The sequence below is a fragment of the Aquitalea sp. FG25 genome (assembly GCF_057809375.1).
In genome coordinates, this window is record NZ_JBMDJV010000008.1 from 24170 (window position 1) to 43282 (window position 19113).

Annotated in this window: 16 protein-coding genes; 14 read left to right on the plus strand and 2 right to left on the minus strand. The window is 58.9% G+C overall.

The genetic code is table 11. From position 1 onward, the window contains the following. Positions 1 to 81: 81 nt before the first annotated feature. Positions 82 to 1209 carry a molecular chaperone DnaJ gene (gene dnaJ, locus ACODR9_RS08860; protein WP_488808875.1) on the plus strand — a complete coding sequence of 376 codons (1128 nt, stop codon included), beginning with the start codon at positions 82 to 84 and terminating at the stop codon, positions 1207 to 1209. 160 nt (positions 1210 to 1369) lie between these two features. Here dnaJ and ACODR9_RS08865 read toward each other — a convergent pair whose 3' ends face one another. Next, positions 1370 to 2479 carry a porin gene (locus ACODR9_RS08865; protein WP_488808876.1) on the minus strand — a complete coding sequence of 370 codons (1110 nt, stop codon included), beginning with the start codon at positions 2477 to 2479 and terminating at the stop codon, positions 1370 to 1372. A 608-nt stretch (positions 2480 to 3087) separates the two neighbouring features. Here ACODR9_RS08865 and hemB point away from each other — a divergent pair. Together hemB and ACODR9_RS08875 are read left to right on the plus strand one after the other, a co-directional pair. Beyond that, positions 3088 to 4092 carry a porphobilinogen synthase gene (hemB, locus tag ACODR9_RS08870; RefSeq protein WP_488808878.1) on the plus strand — a complete coding sequence of 335 codons (1005 nt, stop codon included), beginning with the start codon at positions 3088 to 3090 and terminating at the stop codon, positions 4090 to 4092. 62 nt (positions 4093 to 4154) lie between these two features. Further along, entirely contained in the window at positions 4155 to 4364 is a 210-nt protein-coding gene (locus ACODR9_RS08875; protein WP_488808880.1) for a hypothetical protein, read from the plus strand. Positions 4365 to 4400: 36 nt separating this feature from the next. Here ACODR9_RS08875 and ACODR9_RS08880 read toward each other — a convergent pair whose 3' ends face one another. Beyond that, positions 4401 to 5306, minus strand: a complete 906-nt coding sequence (locus tag ACODR9_RS08880) for a LysR family transcriptional regulator (RefSeq protein ID WP_488808881.1) — start codon at positions 5304 to 5306, stop codon at positions 4401 to 4403. A gap of 110 nt (positions 5307 to 5416) precedes the next feature. Between ACODR9_RS08880 and ACODR9_RS08885 the strand changes: the two genes are divergently transcribed. The 11 genes from ACODR9_RS08885 to glyS all read left to right on the plus strand — a co-directional run bounded on the left by ACODR9_RS08885 (position 5417) and on the right by glyS (position 19054). Next, on the plus strand, positions 5417 to 6502 hold the full coding sequence (locus ACODR9_RS08885; RefSeq protein ID WP_488808882.1) for a tartrate dehydrogenase: 1086 nt from the start codon (positions 5417 to 5419) through the stop codon (positions 6500 to 6502). A gap of 112 nt (positions 6503 to 6614) precedes the next feature. After that, on the plus strand, positions 6615 to 8189 hold the full coding sequence (locus tag ACODR9_RS08890) for a BCCT family transporter (RefSeq protein WP_488808884.1): 1575 nt from the start codon (positions 6615 to 6617) through the stop codon (positions 8187 to 8189). Between the two features lie 6 nt (positions 8190 to 8195). Continuing rightward, complete coding sequence (locus tag ACODR9_RS08895; protein ID WP_488808886.1) at positions 8196 to 9143, plus strand: alpha/beta hydrolase fold domain-containing protein; 948 nt, start codon at positions 8196 to 8198, stop codon at positions 9141 to 9143. Positions 9144 to 9288: 145 nt separating this feature from the next. Further along, positions 9289 to 10407 (plus strand): aromatic ring-hydroxylating oxygenase subunit alpha, encoded by a 1119-nt coding sequence (locus ACODR9_RS08900; RefSeq protein ID WP_488808888.1) that lies wholly within the window; start codon positions 9289 to 9291, stop codon positions 10405 to 10407. 57 nt (positions 10408 to 10464) lie between these two features. Beyond that, positions 10465 to 11913 carry an NAD-dependent succinate-semialdehyde dehydrogenase gene (locus tag ACODR9_RS08905; RefSeq protein ID WP_488808890.1) on the plus strand — a complete coding sequence of 483 codons (1449 nt, stop codon included), beginning with the start codon at positions 10465 to 10467 and terminating at the stop codon, positions 11911 to 11913. A gap of 44 nt (positions 11914 to 11957) precedes the next feature. Continuing rightward, positions 11958 to 12923 (plus strand): PDR/VanB family oxidoreductase, encoded by a 966-nt coding sequence (locus tag ACODR9_RS08910; RefSeq protein WP_488808891.1) that lies wholly within the window; start codon positions 11958 to 11960, stop codon positions 12921 to 12923. Positions 12924 to 13142: 219 nt separating this feature from the next. Continuing rightward, positions 13143 to 14342 carry a glycine C-acetyltransferase gene (locus ACODR9_RS08915; protein ID WP_488808892.1) on the plus strand — a complete coding sequence of 400 codons (1200 nt, stop codon included), beginning with the start codon at positions 13143 to 13145 and terminating at the stop codon, positions 14340 to 14342. A 62-nt stretch (positions 14343 to 14404) separates the two neighbouring features. Further along, positions 14405 to 15430: an L-threonine 3-dehydrogenase gene (tdh, locus tag ACODR9_RS08920; RefSeq protein WP_488808893.1), complete on the plus strand. Its 1026-nt coding sequence runs from the start codon at positions 14405 to 14407 to the stop codon at positions 15428 to 15430. Positions 15431 to 15658: 228 nt separating this feature from the next. Next, positions 15659 to 16549, plus strand: coding sequence for a glycine--tRNA ligase subunit alpha (glyQ, locus tag ACODR9_RS08925; protein WP_045847557.1), 891 nt, complete (start codon positions 15659 to 15661; stop codon positions 16547 to 16549). 6 nt (positions 16550 to 16555) lie between these two features. Then, positions 16556 to 16990 carry a surface-adhesin E family protein gene (locus tag ACODR9_RS08930; RefSeq protein WP_488808894.1) on the plus strand — a complete coding sequence of 145 codons (435 nt, stop codon included), beginning with the start codon at positions 16556 to 16558 and terminating at the stop codon, positions 16988 to 16990. A 3-nt stretch (positions 16991 to 16993) separates the two neighbouring features. Continuing rightward, positions 16994 to 19054, plus strand: coding sequence for a glycine--tRNA ligase subunit beta (gene glyS / locus ACODR9_RS08935; protein WP_488808895.1), 2061 nt, complete (start codon positions 16994 to 16996; stop codon positions 19052 to 19054). The last annotated feature ends 59 nt before the right edge of the window (positions 19055 to 19113 follow it).

Here is a 19113-nt window from a genome sequence, read left to right on the forward strand (position 1 = left end):
CCACCGGCCTCTGTGCCTTTGCCGTGTTAAGAAGATCATTGCCTGCCGTACCGGTTGGTCACGGCCAGAGAGTGAAACACCATGTCCAAAAGAGATTTTTATGATGTGCTCGGCGTCAATCGCGATGCTTCCGAGGATGACATCAAAAAGGCTTACCGCAAGCTGGCGATGAAGTATCACCCGGACCGCAATCCGGACAGCAAGGAAGCCGAAGAAAAGTTCAAGGAAGTCAAAGAGGCGTATGAAATCCTCTCTGACAGCCAGAAGCGTGGCGCTTACGATCAGTTTGGCCACGCCGGGGTAGACCCGCAGGCCGGTGCTGGTGGTGGTGGTGCCGGCTTTGGTGGTTTTGGCGATTTTGCCGACATCTTCAGCGACATCTTCGGCGGTGGCCGTGGTGGCGCTGGCGGTGGCCGTTCCAATGTCTATCGTGGTGCTGACTTGCGCTACAACCTGGACATCTCGCTGGAAGAAGCGGCACGCGGCTGCGAAAAACAAATCCGCATCCCTTCGCATGAAGACTGCGAAGTGTGCCACGGCACCGGTGCCAAGCCGGGTACCCAGCCCAAGACCTGCTCCACCTGCGGTGGTCACGGCCAGGTGCGCATGAGCCAGGGCTTCTTCTCCATCCAGCAAACCTGCCCGACCTGCCATGGCAGTGGCAAGCAGATCACAGACCCTTGCACCAGCTGCCATGGTGCTGGTCAGAAGAAAACCAACAAGACGCTGAACGTGAAGATTCCGGCTGGCGTGGATGAGGGCGACCGCATCCGCCTGTCCGGTGAAGGCGAGCCTGGCCAGAATGGCGGCCCATCCGGCGATTTGTATGTGGTGACCCACATCAAGCAGCACGCGGTGTTCCAGCGTGATGGCATGGATCTGCACTGCGAAATGCCGATTTCCTTTGCCACGGCAGCATTGGGCGGTGAAATCGAAATCCCTACGCTGGATGGCATGGCCAAGGTGAAGATTGCCGCCGAAACGCAAAGCGGCCGGGTATACCGTCTGCGTGGCAAGGGCGTGAAAGCGGTACGTGGCACCGACTATGGCGATCTGCACTGCCATGTGGTGGTGGAAACCCCGGTCAAGCTGACCGAGCGTCAGCGCGAACTGCTACGTGAGTTTGAAGCCATCAGCCAGGGTGATGTCGCCATGCATAATCCACGTTCCAAATCCTTCATGGACAAGCTGCGCGATTTCTTCGAATAAACGCTGTCTTGCACCGTGCACACAACGGAGCCCATGGGCTCCGTTTTTTATTGCGCATCTGCTTGTGGAATGGTGGCAGGGCAGACTGCAATGAAAAAAGCCACCGCATCAGTGCGGTGGCAAATGACTTTCTTCAAAGGAACCAGCCAGTAGATACGGCTTAGAAGTTGTGCTTCAGCATCACCCAGGTAATGGTGGCCTTGTCCTTGGCCCAGCCCAGTGCGGTTTGCGCGCCCTTGTCTTCCTTCACCTGACCGTAACCGGCTTCAACCATGGTGCGCTTGCTCAGGCTGTAATCCAGTGCCGCAGCAAACTGTGTTGCACCCCAGTCCTGCGACTGGCCGTCAACCTTGACGCTGCTGCGCTTGGAGTAGACGAAGGACGGCTTGAAGGCACCGATGGTGTAGGCAACATTGACGGCCCAAGAATTGCTGGTCAGCTTGTTGGCGCCGGTGTTGGCAACGGTCGTATTGGCGATGCCGGCAACTGACTGGCTGCCATCGCTATTGGTCGCCCAGGCATTGCCCCATAGGCTGCTGCGCTGCAGGGTGGCTGCCAGGTACAGGTTGTTGGCGTCGTAGCCGAATTCAACGCGGTGAATGCCGCTGTTGTGGTCTGCCACGGTGTTGTACTTGGCCATGTAGGCGTAAGCACCAAAGAAACCGGAATTGGTGTAAGCCAGACGAGTGCCCAGTGTGTTGCCGGTTTTCTTGCCACCGGATACCTGAGCTTCACCGGAGCCCAGCTGCACCATGGCATTGAAGCCGTTCAGGTCTGGGCTGTCATAGCGCACACCGTTTTTCACGCGGCTGTCACCATAGGCACCAAAGATATCGGTACCTTCATACAGCGGGAAGGCGATGCCGGTGCTGGCATCACGGCGCGGACCATACAGGTTGTCAGTGGATTCGGTTTCGCCCAGTACGTCGTCAATATAGCCCAGACGGACCTTACCGAAGCTGCCTTCCACACCGACAAAGCTGGTGCGGTTGGCAAAGGTGCCGGAGCCGGTGCCGCTGGTGGTCACACCATCCACGTTCATGCCGGTTTCAACCTGCCAGATGGCCTTCAGGCCATTGCCCAGGTCTTCGTTGCCCTTGAAGCCGATACGGCTGGCAAAGTCGTCCACACCGGTGCTCGACTTGAAGCTGGTGTCAGCGCTCTTCATGCTATCCAGGCCGGCACGAATGGAGCCATAGATGGTGACATCTGCGTGTGCCAGTACCGGCATTGCTGCTGCAATGGCAGCAGCGAGTACGAGTTTTTTCATTCCTCTAAATCCTTTAATAGTAATTTCTGTGTCCGCCTGATCTGATGACAGGCTGGTTGCTGGCGTGCTCAAGCCATGTAAAAACTTGATTTCACCGACGGGGCTGAGTGTGCGAAACGCACCCGTTAGCGTCAACGAACATTTATTAACAAACTACCCGGTTTGCTAGTTGTCTCAATCAGACTCACTGGAAAATTTTCATTGTTAGTTGAAGTTAAAATTCATAAAAATCAATCATATAGATTTGATTTTTTGTTGATTTAGCCTTCGTTAATTTTTGTTTTTCATTGTTTCGGGTCATTTCAAACATCTGTTTTTTACGCAGTTAAGGTTGTTGTATTTTAGTAAATTGGACATTTTGTCCGGAAAAATGCAACTTTTACACCACAAAAATCAGGGCTTGCCATGAGTGTCAAGAATGATTGATATGATTTTTACGCATGGATTAATCGCTGACCGTGGTGCTGGAGGGCGAAATCCTTCAATCTGCGATGCTGGCGATCAAAATCGGGTTGACCTTGATGGCCAAGTGGGGAATGCCGCTGCCAGTCTGGGCCAACAGGCGTACAATTCCCGCCATTGCCATTGTCCCCTGTGATGGAAACACCATGATTTTTGCCAATCGCTATTTCCCGGCCACCCGCATGCGTCGCATGCGCAAGGATGATTTCTCCCGTCGCCTGATGCGTGAGAACGTGCTCACCACCAACGATTTGATCTATCCGGTATTCGTCCTGGAGGGTGAAAACCGCGAACAGGAGGTCGCTTCGATGCCGGGCGTGGTCCGGCAAAGTCTCGACAAGCTGCTGTATACCGCCGAGCAGGCGCTGGAACTGGGTATCCCCATGCTGTCGCTGTTTCCGGTGATTGAAACCGGCAAGGACAATGCCGCGCAGGAAGCCTATAACCCGGATGGCCTGGTGCCGACTGTCGTGCGTGCGCTCAAGCAACGCTTCCCCGAACTGGGGGTGATGACTGACGGTGCGCTGGACCCGTACACCGTGCACGGCCAGGATGGCCTGATTGATGACAGCGGCTATGTCTTGAACGATGAAACCACCGAAGTGCTGATTCGCCAGGGCCTGTGCCATGCCGAAGCCGGCGTGGATGTGTTTGGCCCCTCCGACATGATGGATGGCCGCATTGGTGCATTGCGTGATGCCTTTGAAGAAGCCGGTTTCATCCATACCAAGATTCTGGCCTACTCGGCCAAGTATGCGTCTGCCTTTTACGGCCCCTTCCGTGACGCGGTTGGTTCGGCGGGCAATCTGGGCAAGGCCGACAAGTACAACTACCAGATGGACCCGGCCAATCTGGACGAAGCCATCCAGGAAGTGGCAATGGATCTGGAAGAGGGGGCCGACATGGTAATGATTAAGCCAGGCATGCCGTACCTGGACGTGATCCGCCGCGTGAAAGATACCTTCCGTGTGCCGACTTATGCCTACCAAGTGTCTGGCGAATACGCCATGCTGAAGGCAGCCTTCCAGAACGGCTGGCTGGATGAAGAAAAGTGCATGATGGAAAGCCTGATGGCGTTCAAGCGTGCCGGTGCTGATGGCATCCTGACGTACTTTGCGCTGGACGCGGCGCGCGTATTGCGCCGCGTGTGAGCGTTTAGCGGCTACCGGCCTGTCCGTGGCAGGGCGGTAGCTGATCAATGAAGGAGTAGATAATGGATATTCTGCATTCCACCTGGTTCTGGCTGTTTGTCATCGTGGCGCTGGTAATGTCCACCATCGGCTCGCTGGCCAGACTGTCCAAGGCCCCGCCGCCGGTTGATCTGCCAGGGGTAAAGTCGCAGCCCTATGCGGATGACGACGACAAGGACGATGCCGACAGCCCTGCCGGCCATACCCCGGCCAGCTTGCGCAAGCCTAAATAAGGGGCGATATCCGTTTTGATCGCGTACGGGCCGGTATCACGCCAGCCCGCCGCGCCGGAAATACTGCTGGATGAATTCGACACAGACCCGCAGTTTGGCCGAACTGGCCAGTTTTTCCGGATACACGGCCCAGATATCTGCCGGTAAGTAATAGTCGGGCAGTACCTGTACCAGCAGTCCCAGTTTCAGCTCGCGCTCGATATCCCACAGCGAGCGCAACATGATGCCATGACCCTGCAAGGCCCACTGGTGTACCACTTCGCCATGATTGGCTGCCAGCGCACCTTGCACCCGGATGGTGTGCTCTCCTTGTGGTCCGGTCAGACGCCACACCCCGAAGGGATGATCTCTTTCCTTGATAACCAAGCAGTTGTGCTGGCTGAGTGCATTGAGCGCCACAGGAGTGCCATGACGTGACAGGTAGGCTGGCGAGGCGCACAGGATGCGCCGGTTGTCGGCCAGCTTGCGCGCCAGCAATTGCGGGGCAATCTCGTTGCCCACCCGGATGTCCAGATCGATTCCCTCTTGAGCCAGGTCGATCAGACAGTCTGCCACCTCAAAGCGGATACTCAGTTCCGGATAATGTCGCGCCAGTTCGCCCAGTGCCGGTGCCAGGTGTACCCGACCAAAGCCGAAGCTGCTGCTGATGCGGATGATGCCGCGCGGCTGCTGCCGTGCAGCACCGATCTCCACACTCATCTGTTCCACATCATGCAGTATCTTGCCGGCCCAGTTGTAGATGCGCTCTCCCGTTTCAGTCATGGCAATGCGCCGGGTGGTGCGATCCAGCAAGCGACAGCCGAGGCACTGCTCCAGCACGCGAACCCGCTTGCTGACATAGGCCGGGGACGCGGCCATGGCTTCTGCCGCTGCGGCAAATCCACCCTTGCGCACGACCAGAGAAAATACCCGCAAATCTTCAAGCTGCAGCAGATCCTTCATGTTTCGTGTTTTCTGTATGCACGGAACTGCCAATTATCCGGGCTTTGTTTTCCGCCATGCTAGGCCTCGAAGTACAAAGTCATTACGACGAAAGAACAGAGGAGGGCGGGATGCGCGCTTACAGAATTGCTGCCATTGCAGGTGATGGTATCGGGCAGGAGGTACTGCCGGAGGGGTTGAGGGTGGTGGAGGCTGCGGCCAGGCGCTTTGATATTGATTTGTCTGTAACCCGTTTTGACTGGGCATCCTGTGACTACTACCAGCAACACGGGCAGATGATGCCGGACGATTGGTTCGACATCCTGCAGGGTTTCGATGCCATTTACTTCGGAGCGGTCGGCATGCCGGAGAAAGTCCCGGACCATGTATCGCTGTGGGGTTCGCTGTTGAAGTTCCGCCGAGGATTCGACCAGTACGTCAACTTGCGGCCGGTGCGTTTGCTTGCCGGTGTACCTTGCCCGCTGGCCAATCGTCAGCCGGGAGACATTGACTTTCTGGTGGTGCGGGAGAACACCGAGGGTGAGTACTCGGCCGTGGGTGGGCGCATGTTCGAAGGAACAGAGCGTGAACTGGTACTGCAGCAGTCGATATTCACCCGACACGGGGTGGATCGCATCCTGCATCACGCATTTGCCCTGGCGCAGGGACGGCCACGCAAGAAACTGACTGCCGCAACCAAATCCAACGGCATTGCCGTAAGCATGCCCTATTGGGATGAACGTGTAGCGGCGGTGGCTCAGCATTACCCGGATGTGCAATGGGAACGGCAGCATGTGGATATTCTGGCTGCCCGCTTTGTGTTACAGCCCGATCGTTTCGATGTGGTGGTGGCGTCCAATCTGTTTGGCGACATTTTGTCTGATCTGGGCCCGGCCTGTACCGGCACCATTGGCCTGGCTGCGTCGGCCAATCTCAACCCCGAGCGTCGTTTTCCTTCTCTGTTTGAACCGGTGCATGGTTCTGCACCGGACATCTATGGCAAGAACATTGCCAACCCCATTGCCATGATCTGGTCCGGTGCACTGATGCTGGATTTCCTTGGTCACCACCAGGGACCGTGCCATGCAGCACACGACGCCATCATGCAGGCCATCGAGTTGGTATTGCGTACGGGGCCGCTGACGGCAGATCTGGGCGGCAAGGCCAGCACCACGGAACTGGGGATGGCCATTGCGGCGGCAGTTGCCACGTCCTGATGTCGCAGCCATCCCAGGCTGAAAGCCTGACATAACCCTGTCGCTGCTGCATGACGGCAGCGCACATCATCTTTTCCCGTCTGGAATACGACCCGGGTAGCAAGGAGAACTCATGCATAAAGCCAAGCAAGGCCGGCGGGATATGCCACTGGCCGTTGTCAGCCTATTGATCGTATTTGCGCTGGTCCTTGTCATGACCGTCATGCCACAGGCGTCCATCGCGGTTGCTGATCGCTTGATGTACTGGTGCACCACCGCGTTTGCTTCACCCATCCTGTTGTTTGCTTTCAGCTGTGTACTGTTTGTTATTTGGCTGGGCATGAGCAAATACGGCCAGATCCGTTTGGGAGAAGGGCCGCCGGATTACTCAACCTCCTCCTGGATTTTCATGTTCATTATGTCCGGGCTGGGGTCGTCCACCTTGTACTGGGGTTTTCTGGACTGGGCCTACTATTACCAGACGCCAGGCCTCAACCTGCCGCCGGCATCGCCGCAAGCGCTGAAATACAGCGTGGCTTACTCCTTTTTCCACTCGGGTCTGAGCGCCTGGGCCATCTATGCCGTCGGCTCGGTGGCCATGTGCTACCACTTTCATGTGCGCAAAAATCAGGGTTTGAGCTTGGCTGCCATTGTCGGCAGCATTACCGGTCGCAAGCCGGATGGCCTGCTTGGGCGGTTGGTGGATTTGCTGTTCATGCTGTGCATGTTTGGCGCGCTGACCATTTCGCTGGTACTGACGGCAACTACCTTTGCCCGCCTGCTATCCGTTCTGACCGGTATCCCCGATAGCTTTGTCACGCAGCTGATCATCATTCTGGCTGTATCGGTACTGTTTACCCTGTCTTCCTGGGTGGGAATGGACGGCGGGATGAAACGGCTGAGCCGCATGGTGTGCTGGGGTATCGTGCTGCTGACTTGCTACATCTATTTGCTGGGGCCTACCCAGTTCATCACCAGCAATGCCCTGTCCAGCATGGGGCTGATGCTAAGCAGCTTTGTCGACATGAGCCTGTTCACCGACCCCATGGGTGATGGTAAGTTCACCCGTGAATGGACGGTGTTCTACTGGCTGTGGTGGATTTCCTATGCCCCCGGCGTTGCACTGTTTGTTACCCGCGTGTCCCGTGGCCGCACTATTCGCGAAGTCCTGCTGGCCATGGTGGTGGGTGGCTGCTCCGGTATCTGGTGTGTCTATGGCGTGCTGGAGAGCTACAGCGTGCACAGCTTCATCAGCGGCATGGTGGATGTTCCGCAGATGCTGAGTGCACAAGGGGGAGAGGCGGCCATCGGACAATTGCTGGATCTGCTGCCGGCCGGGCGCTGGGTGATGGGGTTCTTCCTGGCGGTGATGGCGATCTTTCTGGCGGCGCATATGGACGCCGTGGGGTATGCGGTATCTGCCACCTGCACCCGTAACCTTGGCGAGGGTGAAGACCCGGCACCCATCGACCGTCTGTTCTGGTGCGTCATGCTGACCCTGGTACCGCTGGCGATGATATTTGCCAAGGCACCGCTCAATACCATGAAGACCACGGTTATTGTTACCGCCATTCCCTTTGCCATCATCACCTTGATCAAGGTGTATGGCCTGCTCAAATGGCTGCGGGAAGACTATGGCGATGTGCCGGCCCACCAGATTGGTGAACAGTCCCCCCCAGTGGAAACCAGCAGCCAGTCCGCTTCCTGAGCCGCCATGACCAGCAACTACCAGCTATCTGCAGAAATGCAGTCTTTTGTGAGGCAGAGCGCTCTGTTCCAGCCTGCCGATAACAGCCTGGCAGAAATGCGGGCGGCCTACGATGCCCTGTGCCGTTATTTCACACCACCATTACCTGCCGGATTACGGGTTGAGGACCATGCGTTAGCGGTGGCAGGGCGGCAGATTCGACTGCGACTGTACCGCCCCACTGCTGCCATGCCATCTGCTGGCTGGCCCTGCGTGCTGTACCTGCATGGCGGGGGCTGGATGTTGGGCGATCTGGATTCACATGCTTTTATCGCAGCACCGTTGGCGCAAGAGTGTGCTGCCGTGGTGCTGGTGGTTGATTACCGCCTGGCTCCCGAACATGTGTTCCCCGCCGCCTTCGAGGACTGCATGGCGGTATGGGACAGCCTGCAAACCTCAGCCCATGCGCTGGGTATCAATGCCGCCCGCGTGGTGGTGGCTGGCGACAGCGCCGGTGGCAATCTGGCGGCAGCCCTGTGCCTGGCTGCTCGTGAGAAAGATGGCCCACCCTTGTGCGGGCAGGCGCTGGTCTATCCCGCACTGTCCACCGAACCGGCAGAGCCGGCGATCACCGAACATGCAGATGCACCGCTGCTTAGCCGCGATGACATGGCCTACTACCTGGCGCAGTACGCACCGGATCCGGCTACGCATACCGACCTGCGCCTGTCACCGCTGGTAGCCGCCAATCTGCAAGGTTTGCCACCGGCCTTTGTAGCAGTGGCGGAGTACGACCCGCTTCGTGACGATGGCCTGCGCTATGTACAACGCTTGCGGGAGAGCGGTGTTGCTGCCGAGTGCCATATAGGCCCCGGCCTGTTGCATGGCTGCCTGCGTTTCTGGCCGCAGGGGCGCGAGGCAGCCCGCATGTACCGCGCACTGCTTGTTGCCATTGCTCGCATGCTTGCTGGCTAGACATCAGATTAGCGGCGTAGCGGCCTGTTCTGTAGCGCTGCGCACGCTCTCCCGGTCTTGTAATTTTCATTTGCAAGCGATGACCGGACAAAAAAAGGGCAGGTATTCACAGCCCTGTGACAACCCCAAACAGAGGAGAACATCCATGAATGACTACACCAAATTGAGCCCGGATTTCTGTGCCGATCCCGAACGCGCCTGGACCCTGCCTGCCGCGTATTACACCTCGGATCAGGTCTATCAGTTTGAGAAAGAGAAGATTTTCGCCAATAGCTGGATTTGCGTGGCCCATGGCAGCGAACTGGCCGAATCCAACGACTACATCACCCGCGAGGTTGCTGGTGAAGACATCATCGTGGTTCGTGGCCGGGATGGCGTGCTGCGCAGTTTTTACAATGTCTGTCCCCATCGTGGTCACCAACTGTTGCAAGGCAGTGGCAGGGCCAAGAATGTGATCACCTGTCCCTATCATGCCTGGACTTTCAAGCTGGACGGCCAGCTGGGCCATGCCCGCAATTGCGAAAACGTGGTCGATTTTGATGCAGACAAGGCGACCTTGTCGCCCTTGAAGGTGGAGGAGTATGCCGGCTTCGTGTTCATCAACATGAATCTGGATGCCGCCCCGGTGGAGCAGCAATTGCCTGGCCTGGCCGACAGCTTGCGCAAGGCATGCCCGGTTATCGACCAGTTGCATCTGGCTGCCCGTTTTGTTACGGAGACGCCCGCCAACTGGAAAATCATCGTCGACAACTATATGGAGTGCTACCACTGTGCACCGGCCCATCCGGGCTTTGCCGATTCGGTACAGGTGGACAAATACACGCACACCTTGCATGGCAACTGGACGCTGCAGTATGGCTTGGCCCGCTCCTCCGAGAAGTCTTTCAAGATCGACCCCTCGGTCAAGGACCCCAGCTTCAGCGGCTACTGGGCCTGGCCCAGCACCATGTTCAACGTACCACCGGGTGCCGACTTCATGACCGTCATCTACGAATATCCGGTGGATGCCGAAACCACCTTGCAGCACTACGACATCTATTTCCGCAACAAGGAACTGACTGCCGAGCAACAGGCACTGGTGGAGTGGTATCGCACCGTGTTCCGGCCGGAAGACCTGCGGCTGGTAGAGAGCGTGCAGCGCGGACTGAAATCGCGTGGCTATCGTGGTCAGGGTCGCATCATGACCGACCGCCAGCGTAGCGGCATCAGTGAGCACGGCATTGCGCATTTCCACCATCTGGTCGCGCAGCAACACGCAGAGTAAGTCCATCCCTCGCGGCGGCGCATCCGCGCTGCCGCCATTCTGCTTGGAGAATCCTGCATGAAACTGAATGACCCCCTGCTGTTGCGGCAGCAAGCGTATATCAATGGTCAATGGTGCGCTGCCGATGGCGCGGACACCTTTGCGGTGCACGATCCGGCTACCGATCAGCTCATCGCTCATATTCCGCTAATGGCTGAGCAGGAAACCATCCGTGCCATTCAGGCTGCTGATGCGGCGCTGCCTGCCTGGCGTGACCTGACCGCAAAAGAACGCGCCCGGTTGCTGAGACAGTGGTTTTCCCTGCTGGAGCAACACGAAGAGGATCTGGCCCGGCTGATGACCTGGGAGCAGGGCAAGCCACTGGCCGAGGCGCGGGGTGAAATCCGCTATGCAGCCTCCTTTGTTGAATGGTTTGCCGAAGAAGCCAAGCGTCTGTATGGCGATGTGATTCCCTCGCCCCGCCAGGGCCAGGAGCTGCTGGTGATGCGTGAGCCTATCGGTGTCTGCGCTGCCATCACGCCGTGGAATTTTCCTGCAGCGATGATTACCCGCAAGGCGGCACCGGCCTTGGCCGCCGGTTGCACCATCGTCATCAAGCCGGCCAATGAAACGCCGCTATCTGCACTGGCGCTGGCCGAACTTGCCCACCGTGCTGGCATCCCGCCGGGTGTGTTCAACATCGTTACCGGCGATGCCCAGGCCATCGGTGGACAACTGAGCACCCATCCGCTGGTGCGCAAGCTCAGCTTTACCGGCTCCACGCCGATAGGCAGGCTGCTGATGGGACAGTGCGCCAGCACCATCAAGAAAGTCTCGCTGGAGTTGGGCGGCAATGCGCCGTTTATCGTGTTTGACGATGCCGATCTGGATGCGGCAGTAGAGGGGGCCATTCAGGCCAAATTCCGCAATGCCGGCCAGACCTGTGTCTGCGTCAACCGCTTCTATATCCACCAGTCCCTGTATGCCGGCTTTCTGGAGCGCTTTTGCACACGCGTCGCCGAATTGCGGGTGGGGAACGGTTTTGCCGAGGCAAGCGAGATCGGCCCATTGATTTCTGCCCGCGCTGTCAGCAAGGTGCAAGCGCTGCTGGACGACGCGCTACAGCGTGGAGCCCGCTTGCTGACCGGCGGGCACAGCCTGGCTGCCGGGCCGCAGTACTTTGCGCCTACCGTCCTTGCCGATGTCAAACCGGGCATGCGCCTGCTGGACGAGGAAATATTTGGCCCGCTGGCACCTGTCATGCCGTTTACCACCGACGAAGAAGTGGTGGCACTGGCCAATGACTCCATATATGGCCTGGCTGCCTATTTCTATAGCCGGGATATTGCCCGGGTATGGCGGGTGGCGCGGCAACTGGAGTACGGCATTGTCGGCATCAACACCGGCATGGTGTCCAACGAGGTCGCCCCGTTTGGCGGCATCAAGCAGTCCGGCCTCGGGCGTGAAGGCTCCCGTTACGGCATTGATGACTATCTTGAGTCCAAATATCTGTGCATGGCGTGTTAAACGCGCATCCCTGTGTTTCCAGTCAACCCCGAACTTGAACCAACATGACCCTCCAGCCCTCGATGATTACCGTCCGCGTGGTGCGGATTGAACAAGCCAGCCCCCTGATCAAGCGCTTCACCCTGCAGGCCGAGGATGGCCGCGACCTGCCGGCCTTTAGCGGCGGCAGCCATGTGATTGTGCAGATTCCCACTGCAGGCGGGCTGATTCACAACGCCTATTCGCTGATGGGATCTCCCTTTAGTCTGCAGCAGTACCAGATTGCCGTGCGGCGCGAGGAGGCCTCCCGTGGCGGCTCGGCTTTCATGCACGCGCAACTGGCGGAGGGCGACATCCTGCAGATATCCCCGCCCAACAACCTGTTTGCACTACATGCCACCAGTGGGCGGCAGATCCTGATTGCCGGTGGCATCGGCATCACCCCTTTCATGTCGCAGATGGAAGAGTTGCAGGCCAGTGGCGCGGCATTTGAGCTGCATTACGCATTTCGCAGTCGCGAACAGGCTGCCTTTGTTGACGAGCTGGCGGCACGTTACGGTGCGCACTGCCATTTTTATGATGCTGCCCAGGGCGAGCTATGCAATGTCGCGGGCTTGCTGGCACAACTGGGTGAGCAGGACCATGTCTATGTCTGCGGACCGGCATCGCTGATCGAGGCGGTGAAGCTGGCTGGGGCGGAGCAGGGCATACCGCCAGCCCGCCTGCATTGGGAGCAGTTTGCCGCCAGCGCGCAAAGCGGAGAGGCATTTACCGTGGTGCTGGCCCGCTCCGGGCACGAAATCCGGGTGGAAGCGGAGCAAAGCATTCTGCAAGCCATCGAGACCGATGGCACGGCGGCGGTGGAGTGCCTGTGCCGCGAAGGGGTGTGCGGTACCTGTGAAGTGGGCATTGTCGAGGGCGAGGCCGAACATCGGGACCAGTACCTCAGTGAAGAAGAAAAACAGGCGCAAAAAAGCCTGCTGATTTGCGTATCGCGCGCCCGGGGTGGGCGTATCGTGCTTGATTTGTAAGCCGGGTGCTGAGGGACGGCGGTCAGCCGCCGTTGATGAATACAGTTGTACGGCAGGTGATGGCCAGGTGGTGACAGCTACGCAGCGAAATCCTTGACAACTGTCACTGATAAAGCGTGATTCACTGGGCTAGAATGGATGACAGTTTTCGGCGCGCGGTGATCCCGCTGCGACTGCAGTCCCGGCGCCTCACGATTGGCCTACAAGGACATCCCTGCCATGAACCATACCTATCTTGCCCACCTGGATGCCACGCTGGCACAAATCCGCGCTGATGGTTTTGAAAAGCCGGAACGGGTGATTGCCACCCCGCAGCGTGCCGACATTGCCCTGTCCGGTGGTGCCCATGTACTTAACTTCTGCGCCAACAACTATCTGGGTCTGGCCGATGATGCCCGCCTGATCGACGCGGCCAAGCGCGGGCTGGATGAGTATGGTTATGGCTGCGCCTCGGTGCGCTTCATCTGTGGTACCCAGCAGGTACACAAGGATCTGGAGCAAGCCATTTCCGGCTTCCTCGGCACCGATGACACCATTCTGTATTCCAGCTGTTTTGACGCCAACGGCGGTGTATTCGAAACCCTGCTGGGTGAAGAAGATGCGGTGATTTCCGACGAGCTGAATCACGCCTCCATCATCGACGGCGTGCGGCTGTGCAAGGCCAAGCGCTTCCGTTACAAAAACAACGACATGGCTGATCTGGAAGCCCAGTTGATTGCTGCCGAAGCCGCTGGTGCGCGTTTCAAGCTGATCGTGACCGATGGCGTGTTCTCCATGGACGGCATCATTGCCGATCTGAAAACCCTGTGCGAAGTGGCGGGTCGCCATGGTGCCATCGTGATGGTGGACGACTCCCACGCGGTCGGTTTCATTGGTGAAAACGGTGCCGGTACGCCGGAGCTGTGTGGCGTGGCCGACAAAGTGGACATCTATACCGGCACATTGGGCAAGGCGCTGGGCGGTGCTTCCGGTGGTTATGTGTCAGCGCGTCAGCCCATTATCGACCTTCTGCGCCAGCGCTCGCGTCCCTATCTGTTCTCCAACAGCCTGGCCCCGGCCATTGCCGCCGCCAGCCTGGAAGTGCTCAAGCTGATCCAGTCCGAAGGCGAGTGCCTGCGCGCCCAGCTCAAGCGTAATGCCGAGCTGTTCCGCAACGAGATGTCTGCCGCCGGTTTTACCCTGGTGCCGGGCCAGCACCCCATTATTCCGGTGATGCTGGGTGATGCGCGTCTGGCCGGTGAAATGGCCGCCCGCCTGCTGCAAGAAGGCGTGTACGTCATCGGCTTCTCCTTCCCGGTGGTACCCAAGGGCAAGGCGCGCATTCGCACCCAGATGTCGGCCGGTCATACGGTGGAGCAGGTGCAGCGCGCGGTGGCCGCCTTCATCAAGGTGGGCCGCGAGCTGAAAGTGATCGACTGATCTCCCAAACTTCAGCCCGCTGGCCACAAGCCTGGCGGGCGCAGCACAGACAGGCAAATGCAATGAAAGCACTCTCCAAACTCAAATCCGCTCCCGGGCTGTGGATGAACGAAGTGCCACAACCGGAAATCGGCCATAACGACTTGCTGATCAAGATCAGCAAAACCGCCATCTGCGGCACCGACATCCATATCTGGAACTGGGACGAGTGGGCGCAGAAGACCATTCCGGTACCCATGCACGTTGGCCATGAATACGTGGGCGTAGTCGCCGCCATGGGCTCTGAAGTGCGTGGCTTTGAAATCGGCCAGCGTGTGTCCGGCGAAGGCCATATCACCTGCGGCCACTGCCGCAACTGCCGTGCCGGTCGTCGCCACCTGTGCCGCAACACCGTGGGCGTGGGCGTTAACCGCGCAGGCGCATTTGCCGAATACCTGGTGATTCCGGCCTTCAATGCCTTCCCGATTCCGGATGATATTTCCGACGATCTGGCTGCCATCTTCGACCCCTTCGGCAATGCGGTGCATACCGCGCTGTCCTTCAACTTGGTGGGCGAGGACGTGCTGATTACCGGCGCTGGCCCCATCGGCATCATGGCCGTTGCCATTGCCAAACATGTGGGCGCGCGTCATATCGTGATTACCGACGTCAATGACTACCGCCTGGAGCTGGCGCTCCAGATGGGGGCCAGCCGCGCCGTGAATGTGGCGCGTGAAGACCTGAAACAGGTGATGAGCGAGCTGCACATGTGCGAAGGCTTCGACGTGGGGCTGGAAATGTCCGGCAATCCGCAAGCCTTCCGCCAGATGCTGGAAACCATGAACCACGGTGGCAAGGTGGCGCTGCTGGGCATTCCGCCGGCCAATACTGCCATCGACTGGAACCAGGTCATCTTCAAGGGCCTGGAAATCAAGGGCATCTATGGCCGCGAGATGTTTGAAACCTGGTACAAGATGGTGGCGCTGATTCAGTCCGGGCTGGATATCCGTCCCATCATCACTCACCACTTCAAGGTGGATGACTTCGAGCAGGGCTTTGCCGCCATGCTGTCCGGCCAAAGCGGCAAGGTGATTCTGGACTGGAATTGATCCGGTCACGACCTTGGCTTGTGTAGATGAAAACCGGCGTAAGCCGGTTTTTTCTTGTCTGCTTGCGCCATGGTTCGGGGGCCTGCAGCCAGGCAAAAGGCGAGGAAGAATGCGCAGCAAGTCGTGCAATGCACAACGCACGGCAGCTTTCAGCCACTGCCTTGCTTTGCGGCGGGGGCGCTAGGCGGTAGAATCGACCTTTGACTTTTTACTCGCTACCCCACGTCTATGCTTACCTTCCAGGAAATCATCCTTACCCTCCAGAATTATTGGAACGAGCAAGGGTGCGTCATCATGCAACCCTTCGACATGGAGGTGGGCGCCGGTACCTCACATCCGGCCACCTGTCTGCGTGCCATCGGCCCGGAGCCGTGGAATGCAGCTTACGTGCAGCCGTCGCGCCGCCCCAAGGATGGCCGCTATGGTGAAAACCCCAACCGTCTGCAGCATTACTACCAGTTCCAGGTAGCGCTCAAGCCGTCGCCGGCCAATATCCAGGAGCTGTATCTGGGCTCGCTCAAGGTGCTGGGCATTGACCCCACCGTGCACGATATCCGCTTTGTGGAAGATGACTGGGAAAACCCGACGCTGGGCGCCTGGGGCTTGGGCTGGGAAGTCTGGCTGAACGGCATGGAAGTCACTCAGTTCACCTACTTCCAGCAAGTGGGCGGTCTGGACTGCAAGCCGGTACTGGGTGAAATCACCTATGGCATCGAGCGTCTGGCCATGTATCTGCAAGGTGTGGAAAACGTGTATGACCTGCTGTGGACGGTTTACCCCAACGGCCAGCGCGTGACCTACGGCGACGTGTACCACCAGAACGAAGTGGAACAGTCCACCTATAACTTCGAACACGCCAATGTGCCCAAGCTGTTCGAATTGTTCAGCTACTACGAATCCGAAGCCAAGCGCCTGCTGGACATTCCGCTGGCGCTGCCGGCTTACGAAATGGTGCTCAAGGCCGGTCACTGCTTCAACCTGCTGGATGCGCGCGGTGCTATTTCGGTAACCGAACGTGCCACCTATATTGGCCGGGTACGTACCCTGTCGCGTGGTGTGGCCCAGGCTTACTACGCCGCCCGCGAGGCACTGGGTTTCCCCATGTGCCCCAAGGCCTGACCGGCCATGAAAACACGGATCAGCCTGCTTCTGGCCCTGCTATCCCTGCCCGTCATGGCGGCAGAACCTGACTGGGGTGTCTACCAGCAAGGTTCCGCCCTGGAACTGGCGATGGACCGTAATTCCATCTGGGTGGAAAAGGACGGGCTGGTCCATTTTGTGAATCAGGAGCGCTTTAGCCAACGTCAGTACGACAAGGCCACCGACATCAAGTATTTCATCCGGCGCACCAGTGGCTATGCCAGTTGCAGCAAGCAGCAATATACCTTTGTCGGCTTCGAATATGCCGACAAGCGTGGCCGCCAGCTGTACTCCACGATGTTCCCGGTGCAACGCTTTGCCTGGAAATGGCAGTCGGTGGAGCAGGGGTCTGTCGCCGACACCATGCTGCAAGTCGTGTGCTATCTCGCCAAAACCGCTCCGCACAAGAAACCTGAATAAATCATGAACGCCACCCTGCTTATCGAGTTGCTCACCGAAGAGCTGCCGCCCAAGGCGCTGGAAAAGCTGTCGCTCAGCTTTGGCCAGACCATTACCGAAGAATTGAAAAAACTGCAGTTTGTGGCTGCCGATGTCGCTGCCACCGTGTTTGCCTCGCCACGCCGCCTGGCCGTGCAAGTACCGGCCGTGCTGGCCGTGCAGCCGGACCAGAAAATCGTGCGCAAGGGCCCGGCGGTGACTGCTGGCATGAAAGATGGCCAGCCCACCCCGGCACTGGCAGGCTTTGCCCGCTCCTGCGGCGTGGACGTGTCCGCGCTCACCACCATGAGCGATGGCAAGCAAGATGTGTTTGCTTATGAAAGCACCAAGACCGGCGAAGCGTTGTCCGCCGTACTCACCGACATCGTCGCGCTGGCGCTGAAAAAACTGCCGATTCCCAAGCTGATGCACTGGGGTGATCTGGATTACCAGTTTGTGCGTCCGGTGCATGGCCTGATCATGCTGTGGGGCGAAACCGTGATCGAAGGCGGCGTGCTGGGCCTCACCAGCCGCAATGCCACCCGTGGTCACCGCTTCCTGTCCAGCGGCGATGTATTTGTCGAAAAAGCCGACGACTACGCCCGCGTGCTGTTTGAACAAGGCAAGGTACTGGCCAGCTTTGATGCCCGCCGTGAACTGATCAAGAAGCGCCTGGCTGACGCCGCCGCCGTACATGGTGCCACCATTGCCGCCGACGACGCTTTGCTGGACGAAGTGACCGCGCTGGTGGAATGGCCGGTGGTGCTGGAAGCCGGCTTCGAGGCCGAATTCCTCAAGGTGCCGCAGGAATGCCTGATCCTGACCATGCAGCAGAACCAGAAGTACTTCCCGCTGCTGGATGCCAAGGGCAAGCTGATGAACCGCTTCCTGCTGGTGTCCAATCTGGAAACCGCCGACCCCAGCCACATCATCCAGGGTAATGAGCGCGTGCTGCGCGCCCGCCTGTCTGATGCCAAGTTCTTCTTCGAGCAAGACCAGAAAGCCCGTCTGGAAACCCGTCTGGCCAAACTGGCCGAAGTGGTTTACCACAACAAGATTGGCAGCCAGCTGGAGCGGGTAGTGCGCCTGCAGTCCATCGCCGGCCAGATTGCCGCCCAACTGGGCGCAGATCAGGCAGCAGCCGAACGTACCGCCTTGCTCGCCAAGGCCGACCTGGTTACCGACATGGTGGGCGAATTCCCCGAGCTGCAAGGCGTGATGGGCATGTACTACGCCCAGCACGACGGCGAAAGCGAGGTGGTTGCCGCCGCCATCGAAGGCCACTACCACCCGCGCTTTGCCGGTGACAGCCTGCCGCAGGGCGATATCGCCACCGCCGTGGCACTGGCCGACAAGCTGGAAGCCATTGTCGGCATCTGGGGCATCGGCCTGATTCCGACTGGCGACAAGGACCCGTACGCCCTGCGTCGTGCCGCCCTGGGCGTGCTGCGCATGGCACTGGCAGCCAAGCTGGACCTCAAGGCCCTGCTGACGCTGGTAGCCGCCGCCTTCCCGGCAGGCAAGCTGTCCGCCACCACGGCGGACGAAGTGTTTGCCTTCATGATGGACCGCCTGAAGAACTACCTGGCTGCGGATTATCAGGGTGATGAAGTCGATGCCGTGCTGGCCCTGGCTCCGTCCACCCTGAACGAAGTCCCGGCTGTATTGGCCGCCGTGGCTGCCTTCAAGGCACTGCCGGAAGCCGCTACCCTGGCCGCCGCCAACAAGCGGGTGAAGAACATCCTGAAAAAAGTGGAAGGCGATGTGGGCACGGTGAACCCGGCCCTGCTGAGCGAAGCCGCCGAACAGGCCCTGTATGCTGCCGTGCGCGAGCTGGCACCGCAGGTGGATGCCAAGTTTGCCGCGCATGACTTTGCCGGTGCGCTGGCGCAACTGTCCAGCCTGAAGGCGCCGGTGGATGCCTTCTTTGATGGCGTGATGGTGATGGCGGACGACCTGGCCGTACGTGCCAACCGTATCGCCTTGCTGGCTAGCCTGGCTGCTCTGTTCAACCGCGTGGCGGACATCTCGCTGCTGGCGGATTAACCCGGGAGGGGAGTGGAGAGTCGGGGATAGGGAGTGGGCAATAAGCCGGGCTCCGCTAC